The organism is Nostoc mirabile CHAB5784 (assembly GCF_020829645.1).
Classification (GTDB): Bacteria; Cyanobacteriota; Cyanobacteriia; order Cyanobacteriales; family Nostocaceae; genus Nostoc; species Nostoc mirabile.
This window is the reverse complement of sequence record NZ_JAIVFS010000004.1, coordinates 211,021-226,470: the sequence shown is the minus strand read 5'-3', so window position 1 is coordinate 226,470 and position 15,450 is coordinate 211,021. Positions and strand designations below refer to the sequence as shown.

The window sequence follows — 15,450 nt, the reverse complement described above, 5'->3', positions numbered from 1 at the left end:
GCATCGCAGTACTGATCTACCACGGTGATCGTGGAGGTAGCCGTTCTTGAACCCAATTAAATACCCTTGCTAAGTTAAACTGTTAGTAATTAATTATACTCTCATGAGAGTAATAAAAGAGCGTTAATCGCGTCTCTTGTACAGATGCGATTAATCGCGTCTCTTGTACAGATGCGATTAATCGCGTCTCTACTTTTTACACTGCACAACTCAACTCGCCGGCTTTTTGACTGAAGCGGTGATTTTCCCGATAATCTACGGGACAATCTATCACGGCGGGTACATCTTGAGCGAGGGCTTCTTTCAAAGTGGGAATCAAATCTAAAGCTGATTCAACTCGGTAGCCTTTTAAACCCATGCTTTCGGCAAATTTAACAAAATCGGGATTGCTAAAATGCACAAAGGCTGAGTTTCCTTTGCCAAATTGATTTTCTTGCTTCCACTCAATTAATCCATAGCCACCATCATTGAAAATTATGGTGACAAAGGGCGTACCGACACGCAAGGCTGTTTCTAATTCTTGAGAATTCATCATAAAGCCGCCATCGCCTGTTACAGCAACGACTTTGCGCTTGGGATGAACGAGTTTTGCTGCTAAAGCGCCAGGAATAGCAATACCCATAGCCGCGAAGCCGTTGGAAATTATGCAAGTATTGGGACTATGGCAATGATAATGACGAGCCATCCACATTTTATGTGCGCCAACATCAGAGATGACGATATCATCTGGGCCCATCACTTGGCGTAAGTCATAAATTAACTTTTGCGGCTTGATGGGAAATCCGTCATCATGGGCATACTGTTCGTAATCAGCCCGAATATCTGACCTTAAGCTAATGCCAAAGGGATCGGGTTTACCTTGTCGGTCTGCTAATTTTAAGATTTCATAGAGTGAATCTGAAATATCTCCCACGACTTCGGCGTTGGGAATATAACTACTATCAATCTCCGCCGGACTTACCCCAATATGCACAATCGGAATTTCACCATTACGATTCCATTTTTTGGGGGAAAACTCAATCAAATCATAGCCGATCGCAATTACTAAATCTGTGTTATCAAAGCCACAGGTAATAAAATCTCTTTGCTGTAATCCCACTGACCACAAAGCTAATTGATGTGTATAGGGAATAACACCTTTACCCATGAATGTATTGGCAACAGGTATATTCAGCAAGGTGGCAAATTGCGTTACTGCATCACTTGCATGAGCGCGAATTGCCCCATTTCCGACTAAAATTAATGGGTTAACTGCTTGGCAAATTGCAGCTGCTGCTGCCCGAATGCTAGCAAAAGATGCATAGGTTTTTTCGCTATTATCCTTACGCAAAGGTTTGCCTTCGACGGGCATGGCAGCAATATTTTCTGGTAAATCGATGTGAACTGCACCAGGTTTTTCCGATTGCGATCGCTTAAATGCTTTCCGTACTACTTCGGGTGTAATACTCGGTCGCACAATCTGCTTATTCCACTTGGTAACAGGTGCAAACATTGCTACCAAATCTAAATATTGATGGGATTCAATATGCATTCTATCTGTTCCCACTTGACCGGTAATCGCCACTAAGGGCGCACCATCGAGGTTAGCATCTGCTACTCCAGTCATCAAGTTGGTTGCCCCAGGCCCAAGAGTAGAAAGACATACTCCAGCTTTTCCTGTCAGGCGTCCGTAGACATCGGCCATGAATGCTGCACCCTGTTCATGACGAGTTGTAATAAATTTAATCGAAGAATGTTTTAACGCTTCCAAAACGTGCAGGTTTTCTTCACCAGGAAGTCCAAAAATATATTGCACTCCTTCATTTTCTAGGCACTGCACCAATAATTCTGCTGTATTCATTTTATTTCCCGACAACTCTATTAACGAATAAGACTTTTGTTCTTTGTCATTAGTCATTTGTCCTTTGTCCTTTGACCAATGACCAATGACCAATGACTAATGACCAATGACCAATGACCAATGACCAATGACCAATGACTAATGACTAATTATTTAACCCACACGGTTTTAAGATTGACAAACTCATGTATACCCTGGATACTCAATTCTCTGCCATATCCAGAACGCTTGATGCCACCAAAGGGCAACCGAGGATCGGATTTGACCATACTGTTGATAAACACGGCACCAGCTTCGATTTCCTCAACCAAGCGATCGCTCTCTTGTTTATTGGTTGTCCAAGCACTTGCACCTAAGCCGAAGGGTGAGTCATTAGCGAGTTTAATGGCAGCATCGATATCTGGAACCCGGAATAACAAGGCTACCGGGCCAAAGAATTCTTCTTTGGCAATTGGTGCTTCAGGCGGGATACCTATGATAATCGTTGGTGGATAAAAGTTTCCAGGACGATCTGATAAAGGATGTCCACCGGTGAGGACTTTAGCACCACTGCTAATAGCATTTTGCACTTGTTGATCTAAATCCTGGAGAATACCAGGAGTAGCCAGTGGGCCTAAATCGGTATCTGGTTGCATGGGATCGCCTACTTTCAGCGACTCAAATTTTTCTAAAAGTAATTTTTCAAATTTGTCTGCGATCGCTTCTGCGACAATAAAACGTTTCGCTGCAATACATGATTGCCCGTTATTCAACATCCGCGCTGTAGTAGCTGTGACAACTGCTGTCTCTAAGTCAGCACTTTCTAACACAATAAACGGGTCACTTCCTCCCAATTCCAAAACGGTTTTTTTAATTTGTTTCCCGGCGGCGACAGCGAGGGATGCACCGGCTGGTTCGCTTCCGGTCAATGTAGCAGCTTTTACGCGGTCATCAGTCATTAAATCGGCGACTTTGGCAGCGCCTATTAATAGAGTTTGAAACGCACCTTCAGGAAAACCTGCCCGTCGGATAATATCTTCAATTGCCAAGGCGCACTGCGGCACATTGGAAGCATGTTTGAGTAAGCCGACATTTCCCGCCATTAGCGCTGGTGCACCAAAGCGGAACACTTGCCAGAAGGGGAAATTCCACGGCATCACCGCGAGAATTGCGCCCATTGGTTGATAACGTATAAAACTCTGGCTGGCATCAGTTTTTACACTGACATCAGCCAAAAAACCAGGGGCGTGTTCGGCATAGTAGCGACAGACGACGGCGCATTTTTCGACTTCCGCGATCGCAGCTTTAAATGGTTTACCCATTTCTAGAGTCATTAACTTCGCAAATTCTGCTTTGTCTTGCTCTAAAATATCAGCAGCCTTTTGTAGCCAGTGCGATCGCGTCAAAAAACTAGTCTGACGATACTGTTCAAAAGTCTGATTAGCTAAATCGAGTTTAGCGGCAATTTCTGCATCATTGAGTGGCTCAAAGGTTTGAAAAGTTTCCCCAGTGGCGGGATTAATGGTGGCGATCGCCATTACCTGACCTCCCGTTAAAAAATAGCTTGAAGTAGGCTTCCTAATGTTATACATATAAATTTAGGAAGCTACTACCTAAATTCTAGTCTTTTAGCTAAGAATTAGCTGCCCAATATTACAATTTTGCAACTTTAATTTAATTAAAGTATACCAATCAATAAGTATTAATATTGATGATTTAAATACAATTAAAGTTGTTATAATTTGCACAATTGAGGAATCAAGCTATGACTCAAGTCTTACGCAAAGTAGTTACATTCGATGAATTCGTTGCTAAATATCCAGATAACACAGGACAACGTTACGAACTATATGATGGAGTAGTAGTAGAAATGCCCCAACCAACAGGCGACCATGAAGAGATTATTGTATTTTTATCTACAAAAATAACTTTAGAATATAGTCGCCTCGGACTGCGGTATGGTATACCAAAAACAGTATTAGTTAAACCACTTGAAAACGAATCAGCTTATTCGCCAGATTTGCTGCTCCTAAATCTTACTAATTTGGTTAATGAACCATTGTGGAAAAAAGAATCAACTGTTACTCAAGCAGCATCAATTCCTTTAGTAATTGAGGTGGTAAGTACCAATTGGCGTGATGATTATCTGAAAAAATACGCTGATTATGAAGAAATGGGAATTTCTGAATACTGGATTGTAGATTATGGTGCATTGGGTGGTAGAGAATTTATTGGCAAGCCCAAACAACCTACTATTTTGGTTTGCTCTTTAGAAGAAGGTGAGTATCGCGTTAGTAAATTTCGAGGAGATGACTGTATCCAGTCGCCAACTTTTCCACAGTTTAATTTGACCGCAGAGCAAATTTTTCGCGCTGGCACGGTCAGCTAAATTGAGCATGAGGCTATTCAACTTCATCTCAAAATTAAGTAGGATCAGCCAAATAATAGCTTTGGTACTACTGCTGTAGTAATTATTAATATAATCCAGAAAGCGGCTGCACTCCCAAAAATCCAACTTATCCCATTTGTTGGAAGATTCTTCTCGAATCCAAATTCAAATTTAGGGTCATTTGGATTTGAGTTTTTTGGAATATTAAGCATTTCTTCAATGTTTTTTATATATCTGCTTCGGTGCAGTAACTCAAGCCAAAGAGTAATAACTCTAGCTGTGAACAAGAGAGAAGTCAATAGTGGCAACCAACTTGCAATTATAGTTACTCTTTGTGGAGGTTTTTGTATTAATAACCATGTCCAAACTAAACCTGCAATGATTACTGCATAACGAGCCAAATTATTACTTTCTTCAAAGTAGGATTGGTTCTGTCTGCGAATCTCAGAATACTCTAAAAGAATGAATTCTTTCTGAAAGTCAGACATTGATATTTTGTTTAAGTCATTATCCATTTACTTTTTACTACCTATAGAAGACACGAAAATCAACTGATACTAGGGTTAAGCATCTCCCAAATTTTATAAATTGATTCGCTCTAAAAACTAAAAACTTAAGTCTTGATCACCTCCAATTTAATATTTTGCATAGTCATACCAATTCTTTATGAAGACGCATAGAAAGAACCCCACCGCCTGCGGCACTTCACCTTGTTAAGGGGAGGTTGGGAGGGGTAAAAATAATGTGCAGCTTCAGAGAGAATTGGTATCAGCCAAAATTTTACTAACAAATTATTTTCTAATATTAAGTGGGTCTTGACCAATTCCATTCATATAAACCCCATGCAAATTATGATGCATTTCTAGAGCAGATGCGTGAAATGTAAAATAGATAGGTGTACCAGTATGTACGTAGTCTGGCATTCTTCTTTTTCTTCTGTTATACATTTCTTTGAAAAACCCAAAAATTGGATTTGGATTTTCATCCACACCGTTTACTCCACCTTGACCGAGTTCTGCCTCTGGTGATTTCATTGGTGATTCCGCTCTAAAAACATTTCCTGTTGGGAATGGAAGCGTCGTCACAAAATCTTCAGTATTTGCAATTCTCCAGTGCTGTATGCCTGTCTCTTGAAAGGCAGTAGCAAAAGTCCTGTCCCCACATCGTGGACTTGCAAAGGTATACAGTTCAATCTTTTGATGGTTATTAAACTGAGTATTGTTGAGAATATCCGGAATTGCCAAAGTGGCTAACGCACCACCGAGGCTATGTCCCGTTACAAAAATTCGAGAATCTGCCGAGCATTGATCGAGTGCTCTAACCATCTGTTGCCGGAGATTAATGTAGATCGCTCGAAAACCTGCGGTTACATCGCCAAAATCATTAATAGTCGGAATTTCGCTTGAAGACTCCTGAGTAACACCATCAGCAATATCCCAAGTTGCTTTCACCGTTAGTCCATTCTTTTCTGTGCTGTTTCTGTAAGAAACAAGTTGAATATTCGCGTCTTTGAACCACTCTATAAATCTTTTTGTGCCTCGAAATACAACCACTACATTATTGCTATCGGTTTCAGAGACAACAAAACCAAAGGGAACTTCTTCTCTACCAAGTTGACCAACTAATTCGTGAGACCCTTCAAGTTTCCAAATCCCTGTTCCTCTTAGGTCAAATTGGTCATACGCTTGTTGAATTAATCCTGCAAGTTTTCGAGCTTGAAAAGCATCAAATTTCTCATAGAGAGAAGCAAATGAAGTCATAAGTTTAACCTTACAGATGTCTAAGATACTTGTTAATTAGGTTGTTCGCTACCTGTAATTTCCAACCGGGTATTTTGAAATTGGTACTGTTACAGAGGTTTGTTATAACACCAATAATATACCAAAGCTTCTCCGCCTATTTACTTAATTTGTTATAAATATATAGAAACTTTCTCTGTAATATTTATTTTTGGACAATATACAAACTTTTTCCGTATACAGACCCCATTTAGAAAACAATATAGAAAATTTCCGGTTTTGCTGAACCAAAATATGAATCAAGCGATCGCTACAATCAGGCGCTTACTAAACATCTTCAGTGGTGAACAGTGCCACTGAAGAGAAAAGTGATGGCGTACTTACCCACCGTAGGCGATCGCATTTGTAGACTTATGACCAAAGTTATTTAAGTGTGAAAATATACCTTATCGTATAGTTAAAGAGCTACTGAAATTATTGAACTGCTATAAAGTTGTTACCAACTTTAAAAAGTGCGCTCACTATAAAGCGGGCGGATACGCCATCGTCACTCAAGAGAAAAGCGATCGCTTTTCTTAAATCAACTAATTTGATTTCAGCAAGCTTTTGAGTAGGATGACTTATTGACAATTGCTCCTTAACTTTAAGTTGACACCAATGGGGCGGGCGAGACGCCCACTCCACAATAAATAGTTAGATATTTTTTATTTGAAAGTCCCTAACGTAATTCATAATTAGCAATTTTTTCCTATTTCCCATTCCCTATTATGCCCAATGCCTAAAGATTAATAAATGGATTAATAATTGTTGGCATTGGCTGCAATTTTGTCTGATAAACCTTAACTAATCGCTCAATACCTTTGAAACGATAATCTCCCATTTCCTCAAAGTCTGAAGGCAGTGAAAGCATTTTATGAGTGGCTTCACTAATCACGCATTCACTAGGTGGACAAACTGCTTCCATGCGAGCAGCAAGATTAATCGTCGCGCCTAATGCCGTATAATCTACCCTTTGGGAACTACCGACATCTCCCACAACAGCCTTACCGCTATTAATAGCAATACGTAATTGAAGCGGTTCGTGCCAAAAACCGTTGGCATTAAGATGTTCGAGACGAGTGAGCATCCCTTTAGCAGCAGCAACAGCGCGATCGGCGTGATCTGGTTGCGGTTCTGGAGCGCCAAAAAATGCCATAATACAATCGCCAATATATTTATCTAAAGTGCCGCCCCAAGTAAAGACTTCTTTTAGCATTTCTTCAAATAAATTATTTAATAGTTGGGCGATCGCAGTTGGCGTTAACCGTTCAGAAATTGCCGTAAAGCCAACCAAATCTGCAAACAAAATACTGATTTCGCTCTCGGTGGGAGCTAAACGACCACCCGGTAATGCACCTAAAGATATCAACTGCTGTACGACTGCTGGAGAATGATAGCGTTCTAGTCGGTGACGAATCATTTCTTCAGTTTTGAGTTTCTCTACCAGCAACCAACGCTGGACGCTAGAAGCCACAATGTTTGCTAAAGCTGAAAAAAAGCTGAGTTCTTCTTCGCCTTCATTTGCCCAATGGTAAGAAGAAAGATTGGCATCGGCATACAGTACGCCCACAACTTTATTTTCATCCCATAAAGGCACTGCCATCGCGCTGCGAATGCCTTTGAACAAAATACTCTGTTCACTAGCAAACCGTTCATCCTGCTGGGTATCGGCGGTTTGAATGACAACTTTTTCGTCAAATACCTTTTGACAGATACTACGACTAATCCAACTTCCATCAGAGGGGAGATGTTTTTGCTGGGAAACATTTCTAGTGGCAGCATTCACTAATTCTAATTGACCGCAACCATTAACATCAATTAATAATGCCAAGCGATCGATACTATCAAGGTAACGAAAAACCACTTGCTGCACTTGAGAAAAAATCTCTTCTATAGACGCCGCCGCACAAAGATTTTTAGCTATGTCCACTAAGTCTTTGAGACGGGCAATGGTTTTGTCTTTATTGTTGATGTTGCCATCTTTGCTATCAGCTGCGATCCATTGCTGTTGTAATTGTTCGACATTGTGAAGAATTGTTCTTTGTTCATTAATGTCGGAAGTTCCAGGATACCCAAGTGTCTGTTGGGAAACAGGGCTTGTGAGCAGCACTACCAGGCTAACATTGCCCAGCCAAATGATATCGCCGTGATGTAACTCTTGGGGAAAGTTAACAAGATATTTATTTACTTGCGTCCCGTTTTTGCTGCCCAGATCCTCAATAGTCCACACACCGTCAGCTGTTTTCAGCAAGCGGGCATGGTTGCGAGATACTCCAGCAAAAGGTAAGTACAGGTTACATTCCGGCAAACGACCAATTGTGAATATATCTTGATCAACTGCGATCGTTGTCTCGGTATCTCCCTCTTGTAGGCGTAGCGTCAGTTCAGTCATGAGTGTGATCCATCGAAGCTAGAGGTGCAAGCAACTCTAAGGTAAGTTATACCCTACAGGTTAACCTTCACCTTTTCTTTATGACACTGTTAACTGGATTCCGACAACTGCATGTGATGGATATTACGTTGAAAGAGGCAATTTTGTTGTAGGTTCAGTTCAGAGTGGGTTTGAATCTCGTTGTGAAGGGGAGCCAGCAAATTTTCAGTTTTGTGAGCCAGCGCGGTAAGTTCAGACTGCGGCTGTTTATCGAGCGAAGATCCCCCCAACCCCCCTTAAAAGGCAGGGGGCTAATTTCCTGCTTTACCTCCTTTTGGCCCTGCCCGCATTATTTCGATTTCCGGCACTTCCCTACGTCGCAATTTGACACTGGGACAGCAGGGAAATAACTTAGATTTTCGATTACCAACGCCGATAACTGGAGAAAATGGAGCAGATTTAAGACTGAATATACCTAATACCGTTTCTTTGTGAAGCTGCATATATTTACCCCCCGGCTACGCCGTCCCCCCAAAGCATCGGGAGGACTACAGGGGGGTCTTATTATGTGCATCTTCATGCAGAATTGGTATAATATTTTTACAGACACTAAACCTCACCATCTAATCATCACTTATTCCAGAGCAACTATCCAAGTATATGTAGATAATTTACAGAATTTTTCCTCTTTGAATTTATTGGAATTAATACCTAAAAATCAGAGGATTTTTTACTATGCACTAACTTTTATTCCTTTAGGGTTTGGCTTAACGATATTAACTGTTCTAGCAAAAAGAAGATTAATATTTTCTAATTTATTCATTTTTGGAGGAATATTAATACCTTCTCTAATATTGGAAGGTATTTTAGTAAGTGAGAGTGGGAAAAACCTTAGTCTAAAAAGCCTATTACTTGGTATGTTATTTCCAGAAGGAACTATGTTAATTTTAAGGGCGCGGGCTGCTAAATTAAAAATGAGAAATTAACAAATTTTCCTTTTCTGTCACCCTAATTTAATTAGGAGGTAATTCTAAACTAATTTCACCTAACAAACCTTTGCGAAAATCTGTTAAAAGTTGCCTTGCAGCTCGCTCTATATCACCTTTGTAACGATGCTCTGCCAAGGCGTGCAAATAGGTATCTCCGGTGTCTGATGTCGAATCGAGTTGATAACGAGACTGTAATGGTTTCTTTGGTAATAAATCTGCGGCTACAGCTGACAAATAGTTGAGTAAATCCACTAGGGCTGCTGCTACTAGTTGATTATCGTAAGAAGCTTCACCGATATCATCACAAATGGCTAATTTCAATGCTGCATCTTGGTCTTCTAATCTTAGAGGGATGACACCAGGAGCATCTAGCAATTCCAAATGTTCGGAAATTCGCACCCAGCGTAATTGGCGAGTTACCCCAGGACGGGCTGCACTTTCTACTACTCGCCGTCCCAACAGGCGGTTAATTAAAGCTGATTTACCGACATTGGGAAAACCAATCACTACAGCCCGCACTGGACGGGGTAACATGCCGCGATCGCTTCTTCTTTGATTAAGTTCTACCCCAGCTGCTTGCGCTGCCCGCGCCACTTCTGCTATACCTTTACCATGTTGAGCGTTGGTAAAATAAGGGACTTCCCTTTGATGTTTAAACCAATCAATCCACAGCGATCGCATTTGCGGCGTTATCATATCTACTCGGTTAAGTATCAACACCCGTGTCTTACCCTCCACCCACTCACCTATTTGGGGATGGTGAGTCGCTAAGGGAATCCGCGCGTCTCGTACCTCAAACACCACATCTACGCGCTTCAGCTGTTCTTTGAGCTTTTTTTCAGCTTTCGCAATGTGACCTGGATACCATTGAATCAGGTTTAATCTATAGTTTTGAGTTATAGCCATTTGTCCTTTGTCCTTTGTTATTTGTCCTTTGTTATTTGTCCTTTGTTATTTGTCCTTTGTTATTTGCAAATGACCAATGACAAATGACTAATGACTTCCTGTAGCAGCTTGATGTAAAATCAAACGATTGCCATCAGGATCATAGGCATAAATTTCTCTGCCGTGGGAAGCAATGGAAATGTCTCCTGGTGGGGGATAGCCTAAAACTGTTAGGTGAGCGATCGCATCTTCTAAGTTACTCACCTCTAAGCACAAACTTATCTTACTTTTGGCAATCGCTTCAAATTCCGATTTATTTGTGTTCTTTGGTTTAAAAATACCTAAACGCATACTGACCAAATTAAACTCAGCATAAACATTCGGAATCAAAATAACTGGCTTTTGCTCCAGGAATTTAGTATAGAAGTTCACCAAATTCTCGCAATTAACCGATGCTATGGTGACAAATGCGTTAGTGTACTGGAAAACCATATTTTCCTTTCGCCTTTTGAACTTTTAAGTTACATATCATAGACAGGCAAAATGTCAAGCTTAGAGGATGTTTTAAAAGTGATTGGCTGTAATTTTAGGTACTTGTATCTCACTTATATCTATCCCCTTTTATATCCCATCAGCAATAATCAAATCCATCATCTCATTCTTATTCTTCCGATAAACCCGAAAATCACTATCTAGCGTCAAGACACAACTCCCCACAATTAACTCACTCATTCTTACCAAACACGCATCAGCTAACGACATCGGCACATTCTGATACCGCTTCAGCAACTCTCTAACCGTTCCTATTTCATCACTGAGACGAAAAGAGATTTGAATTAAGCCAGTATCTAGTAAAGACATAACCGTATCCTCTCCGCCATAAAAACTTCGCAATATAAAACACGCTTCACTAATTACTGCTTCACAAGTAAAGAAAGGGTAAGCTAGATTAGCAACTTCTTTAGTAGCCCAACTATGATATTGTTCCCGATTATTAATTAAAGCAACTAGAGGGCCAGTATCAATAATGATATTTTGCTTCACTACCTACCGTATTCTTCTAAATGCTTTTTATTAGTCGCCAAATCTCCAGTTCCTCCATCAACACATCCAATATACTCCTTAGCAGCTTCTAAAAATGAAACTTGTTTTTCCTTCTCTTTATCTTCAAGTGTCTCCTGCTTTTGCATCTCCTTAAACTGCAAAAATTCAATAAAATTTAATACCTCCTGCTGCTTCTCAGGAGATAACTTTTTAAATTCATCAATTATCATTTGTTCCTTATCAATTGCTTGAGTCATTATCCTATCCTCCTGAAAAAATCAATCCAAAATCTAAAGTCTCAAATTAGCAAGTACCTCAGCTAAATCTTTATCCGCGCATTCCCTCTCTTGTCTGGCTACCGCCAAATCTGTCAAAATATCCGCGATCGCACGATGCACAACTTTATCGCTAACATCTACAAACTGCGAGGGGCTAAGATTCTAATCCGCTTCCCTCAACTCTTCTATTCTTCATAAACATCTGCGCCGTAGTTTTCCTGATTCCACATCGGATTAGCAACCACATAATCAAAGTGCATCACCTTCTTGTCAACCGTAAATTTAGGTTGCCTGGATGTATCGCCAATCTCAATTTGATGTTTAGTATAAATTATATTAAAAATCTATTTTCTAGTAAGTTATTAGGGATTATTATAGACAGGATTTATCAATAACTTTTGAAGAATTCAGAAGTCAGAATTCAGGAGCAGAGCCGGAGACGTTTCCGTTGCTCCGGTCAGAATGCAATCAGTGGGGGATTCAGACCCCCACTGGGAAAGTTGACCACCAAATAATAGATTTGGTGGGGGTCTTAAACCCATTTATTCATCCGCCATTCATACAGAATTCAATTCTGAATTCTGACGACTGACGCATGTATTCTTTTTAGATAATCCCAAATTATATTACTAAGTCTAAATAATTTTTTATATTACAGCTACCCGTTGCCATTATGTTTCATAGGATAAATTGGGTTTATCCCATGAGAGAAAATAAATGACCTCTCGATTTCCTGGTTAGTCTTCTAAAGGTAACGAGCGCGGAGGGATTTGAACCCCCGACCCACAGAACCGGAATCTGTTGCTCTATCCACTGAGCTACGCGCCCTTAGTCTTACACATTATAGCACGTCTGTGATAGATTTGCAGCCTAGAGAAACTTGGTTTTTGGGTTCAAAGATAATTAGCTGGATCTACCGGTGTACCATTGCGGCGGACTTCAAAGTGGAGGTGGGGGCCAGTTGAGAAACCTGTGGAACCAACAGCAGCGATCGCTTGTCCGCGTTCGACTGCTTGTCCTTCGGAAACATACAACTCGCTGGTATGTCCGTAGAGTGTAGTCATACCATTGCCGTGGTCGATAATTACAGCTCTGCCATAACCACCGTACCACCCAGCAAAAATCACTCTGCCCGAATCGGCTGCCCGAATTTTACTACCATAGCTAGCGGCAAAATCTAACCCGGCATGAAAGCGACGATAGCCAAGGATTGGGTGCATCCGCCAGCCGAAGGGACTACTAGTAGAAGCATCGCTAGGATATGCCATTACACCAGTTCCCCGAATAATCACACTTGTCCGACTGTTGGTTTTTGCTTGCGCCTCCTCTGTTGCTCTGGCTTCTGCTACCTTTTGTTGAATCAAGACTTCCAGATTTTGAGATTCCCTCTCTAGCTGATTTTGCGCTGCTTCCAAGGCTAGGCGATCGCTATTAAGACGTTGAATCAATTCTGATTGTGACTCCGCCTGAGTTTGATAATCGGATTTTTGTGCTAACAATTGCTCACGAATCAAGGCAATTTCGTTTTTTTGCTGTTCTACGTCCGTTTTTTGTTTATTTATCAGGATTGCTTGTTGGTTGAGTTTTACCAAAATTTGTTCGTCTGCCTGATACACTAACTTCAACTGATGACGACGGCTGAAAAAGTCGCTGATATTTTGACTTTGGAGCAAAACTGCCCATCCAACAGATGCAGGCGATCGCTGGAGATAACGCAATCGTGCTACTGTTGCTATTTGCCGCTCCTCATAAGAACGTTGCGCTACTGCTAAATCAGTTTCCAATTGCTGGAGGCGTTCGGTGGCGAGTTGTAATCGTGATTCGCTCTCTTGAATATAGCTATCTGTAGTTTGCAGATTTTGTTTTAAACCAGTGAGGTGTTTTTGGGCCTCTTGTTGGAGATTTGTTAAGCGATCGCGATCTTTAACCACACTCTGACGCTGCTGGTTCATTTGTTGCTGCTGTTGTCGCAAATTATCAATAGATCCTGTAGAGGTTGCGTGGACTGGAATTAATGCCAAACAAATCCACATAATGCAGCAAAATGCAATAGATAAATAGCCAAAAATCTGCTTTTTTCCTATAAATCGCGCTCTCATAGCGTGAAGCCCAACCAAAACGATGCTTTCAAACACTATGAGGATTATTCCCAAAATCTGATTCACCCACTCCAACGCATGATTAAATTGTCTTCACTTCTGAGATATTTTTTATTGGGAAGTCCCTAAACAAAGGTTCCAGTTATGTCAACAATTAGAGCAGGGGAAGCAGGGGGAGAAGAGGAGCAGTTCTTGAGCAAACCCCATACTTAAAAGTAGGGGCTTGAGTATTGACCGGAGGCGGAGCGTCTCCGGCTCCGCACCTTGTGCCTCGCTGCAAGCAGTCTTGGCACAAATCTTTTTCTCTTCTCCATAGCTAAAGCTCGGGGCTTGAGACCATTGCTGTTCTTGAGCAGTTTTTCTTTCTCCCCCTGCCTCAAGAGCCTCCCCTGCTCCCCCTGCCTTCTTCGGTCACCATTAAGCAATTAACGCACACAAAGCAATTCTTCTAATTACCTTAGTTTTCAAGAGTTGACCTAGTGCGATTTTCCGGCTTGTAGAGATGTTGCGATGCAACGTTTCTACAAACGTTATTATTAGGCAAATTTCCCCCGTCATACTTAACTACCTTTGACAAAAGACATTGAGCCGATTGGTCTCTCTTTGAGAAAAATAGCTAAGTGATGGAAGAGGGCAACTATTACCGCAAGGCGGAAGTCAAAAGTCAAAAGTTTTGTAGATCAAGGCTTTTGCTGATTTAAAATGGGAGCTTTATTTACGCTTCGCTGTTCTAGAATTTTTGTCAATCCTAATTTAGATATAACATCCCTTGGTTTGAGGTAGTACTTAAGGACTTAAGATTTAAGTGTGCTATTGTTGTAGCAGAAATATAAAATATTGATAATAAAAGTATCGACAAAGTTCAGTTTTGTCTAATAAGTAAGTTTAAAAATGACTCTAAGTTCCCTTGTAAATAAGATTTGAGACGTACTTACCTAAGAAAATCAAGCAAGGTTATATTGCAATATGTTAGTTTTTCTGATCCCAATCAAAAGCTCTAAAGTAGCAACATCATGGACAGAATTATCCAAGATGTTTGAAAGATGTCTACGCTCAGTCTGCAATCAAACTTCCTCAGATTTTCAGGTTATTGTAGTCTGTCATGAAAGACCAAAAATTAGTTTTCATCATCGCCAAGTGCAATATATAGAAGTTGATTCTCCTATCCCAGGCTCAACCTTACCTGAAAAAATGGAAGATAAAAGAAAGAAACTTGCTGTTGGACTATTAGCTGCTCGAGAACTACAGCCAACACATATAATGCCTGTAGATGCTGATGACTGCATCAGCAAACGATTAGTAAGTTATGTTGCTCAAAATCCACAAAGTAATGGTTGGTATATAGACATTGGCTATGAATATCAAGAAGGAAGCAGCAAAATTCTGCTTCGCAAAGAAACTTTTTATAAATTGTGTGGAACGTGCAACATCATCAATTACCGCTTGTTTAGTTTGCCTGATAAAGTACTGCGCGATGAACCTTTGACTGGGCATGACGATTTTTTAGAAGGACATCCACGTGCTAAGAGAGATTTAGCAGCGCGAGGAACACCTATTGAGCCATTACCTTTCCCAGGTGCTATTTATGTTAGAGATAAAATAGGTGAGAGTACTTGTATGCAAGAGCCACTAATTACTACGTTCAAGCGTAATCCTAAACAAGCTTTGCGAGGTATAAAGAAAACTCTTCTGCTTCCGTTTATCCAACGGGAACTTACAGATGAAATTCGTGCTGAATTTAACCTATACCCTTTAGATAGCTACAGCCAGTTAGAAAAAGCATATAGAATTTAATTAT

Annotated in this window: 15 protein-coding genes and 1 tRNA gene; 3 read left to right on the top strand and 13 right to left on the bottom strand. The window is 40.7% G+C overall.

What is annotated here, in order from left to right:
• Positions 1 to 196: 196 nt before the first annotated feature.
• Both LC653_RS05385 and LC653_RS05380 read right to left on the bottom strand, forming a co-directional pair.
• Positions 197 to 1,840 carry an acetolactate synthase large subunit gene (locus LC653_RS05385; RefSeq protein ID WP_229493150.1) on the bottom strand — a complete coding sequence of 548 codons (1,644 nt, stop codon included), beginning with the start codon at positions 1,838 to 1,840 and terminating at the stop codon, positions 197 to 199.
• A gap of 149 nt (positions 1,841 to 1,989) precedes the next feature.
• The gene (locus tag LC653_RS05380; RefSeq protein ID WP_229493148.1) at positions 1,990 to 3,357 is read right to left on the bottom strand and encodes an NAD-dependent succinate-semialdehyde dehydrogenase; all 1,368 of its coding nucleotides are present in this window, start codon (positions 3,355 to 3,357) and stop codon (positions 1,990 to 1,992) included.
• Between the two features lie 227 nt (positions 3,358 to 3,584).
• Here LC653_RS05380 and LC653_RS05375 point away from each other — a divergent pair, with 227 nt between their 5' ends.
• Entirely contained in the window at positions 3,585 to 4,208 is a 624-nt protein-coding gene (locus tag LC653_RS05375; protein ID WP_229493129.1) for a Uma2 family endonuclease, read from the top strand.
• 44 nt (positions 4,209 to 4,252) lie between these two features.
• Here the strand turns inward: LC653_RS05375 and LC653_RS05370 are convergent, their stop codons facing one another.
• From LC653_RS05370 to LC653_RS05355, 4 genes are all read right to left on the bottom strand, one after another.
• Positions 4,253 to 4,723, bottom strand: coding sequence for a hypothetical protein (locus LC653_RS05370; protein ID WP_229493128.1), 471 nt, complete (start codon positions 4,721 to 4,723; stop codon positions 4,253 to 4,255).
• A 276-nt stretch (positions 4,724 to 4,999) separates the two neighbouring features.
• Positions 5,000 to 5,968, bottom strand: a complete 969-nt coding sequence (locus tag LC653_RS05365; protein ID WP_229493127.1) for a lipase family protein — start codon at positions 5,966 to 5,968, stop codon at positions 5,000 to 5,002.
• Positions 5,969 to 6,725: 757 nt separating this feature from the next.
• Complete coding sequence (locus tag LC653_RS05360; RefSeq protein WP_229493125.1) at positions 6,726 to 8,378, bottom strand: adenylate/guanylate cyclase domain-containing protein; 1,653 nt, start codon at positions 8,376 to 8,378, stop codon at positions 6,726 to 6,728.
• Between the two features lie 290 nt (positions 8,379 to 8,668).
• Entirely contained in the window at positions 8,669 to 8,860 is a 192-nt protein-coding gene (locus tag LC653_RS05355; RefSeq protein WP_229493124.1) for a hypothetical protein, read from the bottom strand.
• Between the two features lie 75 nt (positions 8,861 to 8,935).
• On the opposite strand from LC653_RS05355, the gene LC653_RS05350 reads away from it, so the two are divergent.
• Positions 8,936 to 9,343 (top strand): hypothetical protein, encoded by a 408-nt coding sequence (locus LC653_RS05350; protein ID WP_308189038.1) that lies wholly within the window; start codon positions 8,936 to 8,938, stop codon positions 9,341 to 9,343.
• Between the two features lie 27 nt (positions 9,344 to 9,370).
• Here the strand turns inward: LC653_RS05350 and ylqF are convergent, their stop codons facing one another.
• The 7 genes from ylqF to LC653_RS05320 all read right to left on the bottom strand — a co-directional run bounded on the left by ylqF (position 9,371) and on the right by LC653_RS05320 (position 13,652).
• A complete protein-coding gene (ylqF, locus tag LC653_RS05345; protein WP_229493122.1) occupies positions 9,371 to 10,252 on the bottom strand; it encodes a ribosome biogenesis GTPase YlqF in 882 nt (293 codons plus the stop codon).
• 87 nt (positions 10,253 to 10,339) lie between these two features.
• On the bottom strand, positions 10,340 to 10,723 hold the full coding sequence (locus LC653_RS05340; RefSeq protein ID WP_229493120.1) for a VOC family protein: 384 nt from the start codon (positions 10,721 to 10,723) through the stop codon (positions 10,340 to 10,342).
• Between the two features lie 129 nt (positions 10,724 to 10,852).
• Entirely contained in the window at positions 10,853 to 11,275 is a 423-nt protein-coding gene (locus LC653_RS05335) for a type II toxin-antitoxin system VapC family toxin (RefSeq protein ID WP_229493118.1), read from the bottom strand.
• Positions 11,275 to 11,532, bottom strand: coding sequence for a DUF2281 domain-containing protein (locus tag LC653_RS05330; protein ID WP_229493116.1), 258 nt, complete (start codon positions 11,530 to 11,532; stop codon positions 11,275 to 11,277). Before LC653_RS05330 ends, LC653_RS05335 begins: the two co-directional genes overlap by 1 nt.
• 206 nt (positions 11,533 to 11,738) lie before the next feature.
• Positions 11,739 to 11,861 carry an N-6 DNA methylase gene (locus tag LC653_RS47205; protein ID WP_372478111.1) on the bottom strand — a complete coding sequence of 41 codons (123 nt, stop codon included), beginning with the start codon at positions 11,859 to 11,861 and terminating at the stop codon, positions 11,739 to 11,741.
• Positions 11,862 to 12,308: 447 nt separating this feature from the next.
• A tRNA-Arg gene (locus LC653_RS05325) sits at positions 12,309 to 12,381 on the bottom strand.
• Positions 12,382 to 12,446: 65 nt separating this feature from the next.
• Positions 12,447 to 13,652 (bottom strand): murein hydrolase activator EnvC family protein, encoded by a 1,206-nt coding sequence (locus tag LC653_RS05320; protein ID WP_229493114.1) that lies wholly within the window; start codon positions 13,650 to 13,652, stop codon positions 12,447 to 12,449.
• A 966-nt stretch (positions 13,653 to 14,618) separates the two neighbouring features.
• On the opposite strand from LC653_RS05320, the gene LC653_RS05315 reads away from it, so the two are divergent.
• Entirely contained in the window at positions 14,619 to 15,446 is an 828-nt protein-coding gene (locus tag LC653_RS05315) for a glycosyltransferase family A protein (RefSeq protein WP_229493113.1), read from the top strand.
• The last annotated feature ends 4 nt before the right edge of the window (positions 15,447 to 15,450 follow it).

What these genes read in the sequence shown, in the direction of transcription:
- LC653_RS05340 (WP_229493120.1), bottom strand. Translation starts at nt 10,723, where the DNA reads ATGGTTTTCCAGTACACTAACGCATTTGTCACCATAGCATCGGTTAAT.
- LC653_RS05330 (WP_229493116.1), bottom strand. Translation starts at nt 11,532, where the DNA reads ATGACTCAAGCAATTGATAAGGAACAAATGATAATTGATGAATTTAAA.
- ylqF (WP_229493122.1), bottom strand. Translation starts at nt 10,252, where the DNA reads ATGGCTATAACTCAAAACTATAGATTAAACCTGATTCAATGGTATCCA.
- LC653_RS05350 (WP_308189038.1), top strand. Translation starts at nt 8,936, where the DNA reads ATGCAGAATTGGTATAATATTTTTACAGACACTAAACCTCACCATCTA.
- LC653_RS05365 (WP_229493127.1), bottom strand. Translation starts at nt 5,968, where the DNA reads ATGACTTCATTTGCTTCTCTCTATGAGAAATTTGATGCTTTTCAAGCT.
- LC653_RS05375 (WP_229493129.1), top strand. Translation starts at nt 3,585, where the DNA reads ATGACTCAAGTCTTACGCAAAGTAGTTACATTCGATGAATTCGTTGCT.
- LC653_RS05360 (WP_229493125.1), bottom strand. Translation starts at nt 8,378, where the DNA reads ATGACTGAACTGACGCTACGCCTACAAGAGGGAGATACCGAGACAACG.
- LC653_RS05315 (WP_229493113.1), top strand. Translation starts at nt 14,619, where the DNA reads ATGTTAGTTTTTCTGATCCCAATCAAAAGCTCTAAAGTAGCAACATCA.
- LC653_RS05370 (WP_229493128.1), bottom strand. Translation starts at nt 4,723, where the DNA reads ATGGATAATGACTTAAACAAAATATCAATGTCTGACTTTCAGAAAGAA.
- LC653_RS05320 (WP_229493114.1), bottom strand. Translation starts at nt 13,652, where the DNA reads ATGAGAGCGCGATTTATAGGAAAAAAGCAGATTTTTGGCTATTTATCT.
- LC653_RS05355 (WP_229493124.1), bottom strand. Translation starts at nt 8,860, where the DNA reads ATGCAGCTTCACAAAGAAACGGTATTAGGTATATTCAGTCTTAAATCT.
- LC653_RS05380 (WP_229493148.1), bottom strand. Translation starts at nt 3,357, where the DNA reads ATGGCGATCGCCACCATTAATCCCGCCACTGGGGAAACTTTTCAAACC.
- LC653_RS05385 (WP_229493150.1), bottom strand. Translation starts at nt 1,840, where the DNA reads ATGAATACAGCAGAATTATTGGTGCAGTGCCTAGAAAATGAAGGAGTG.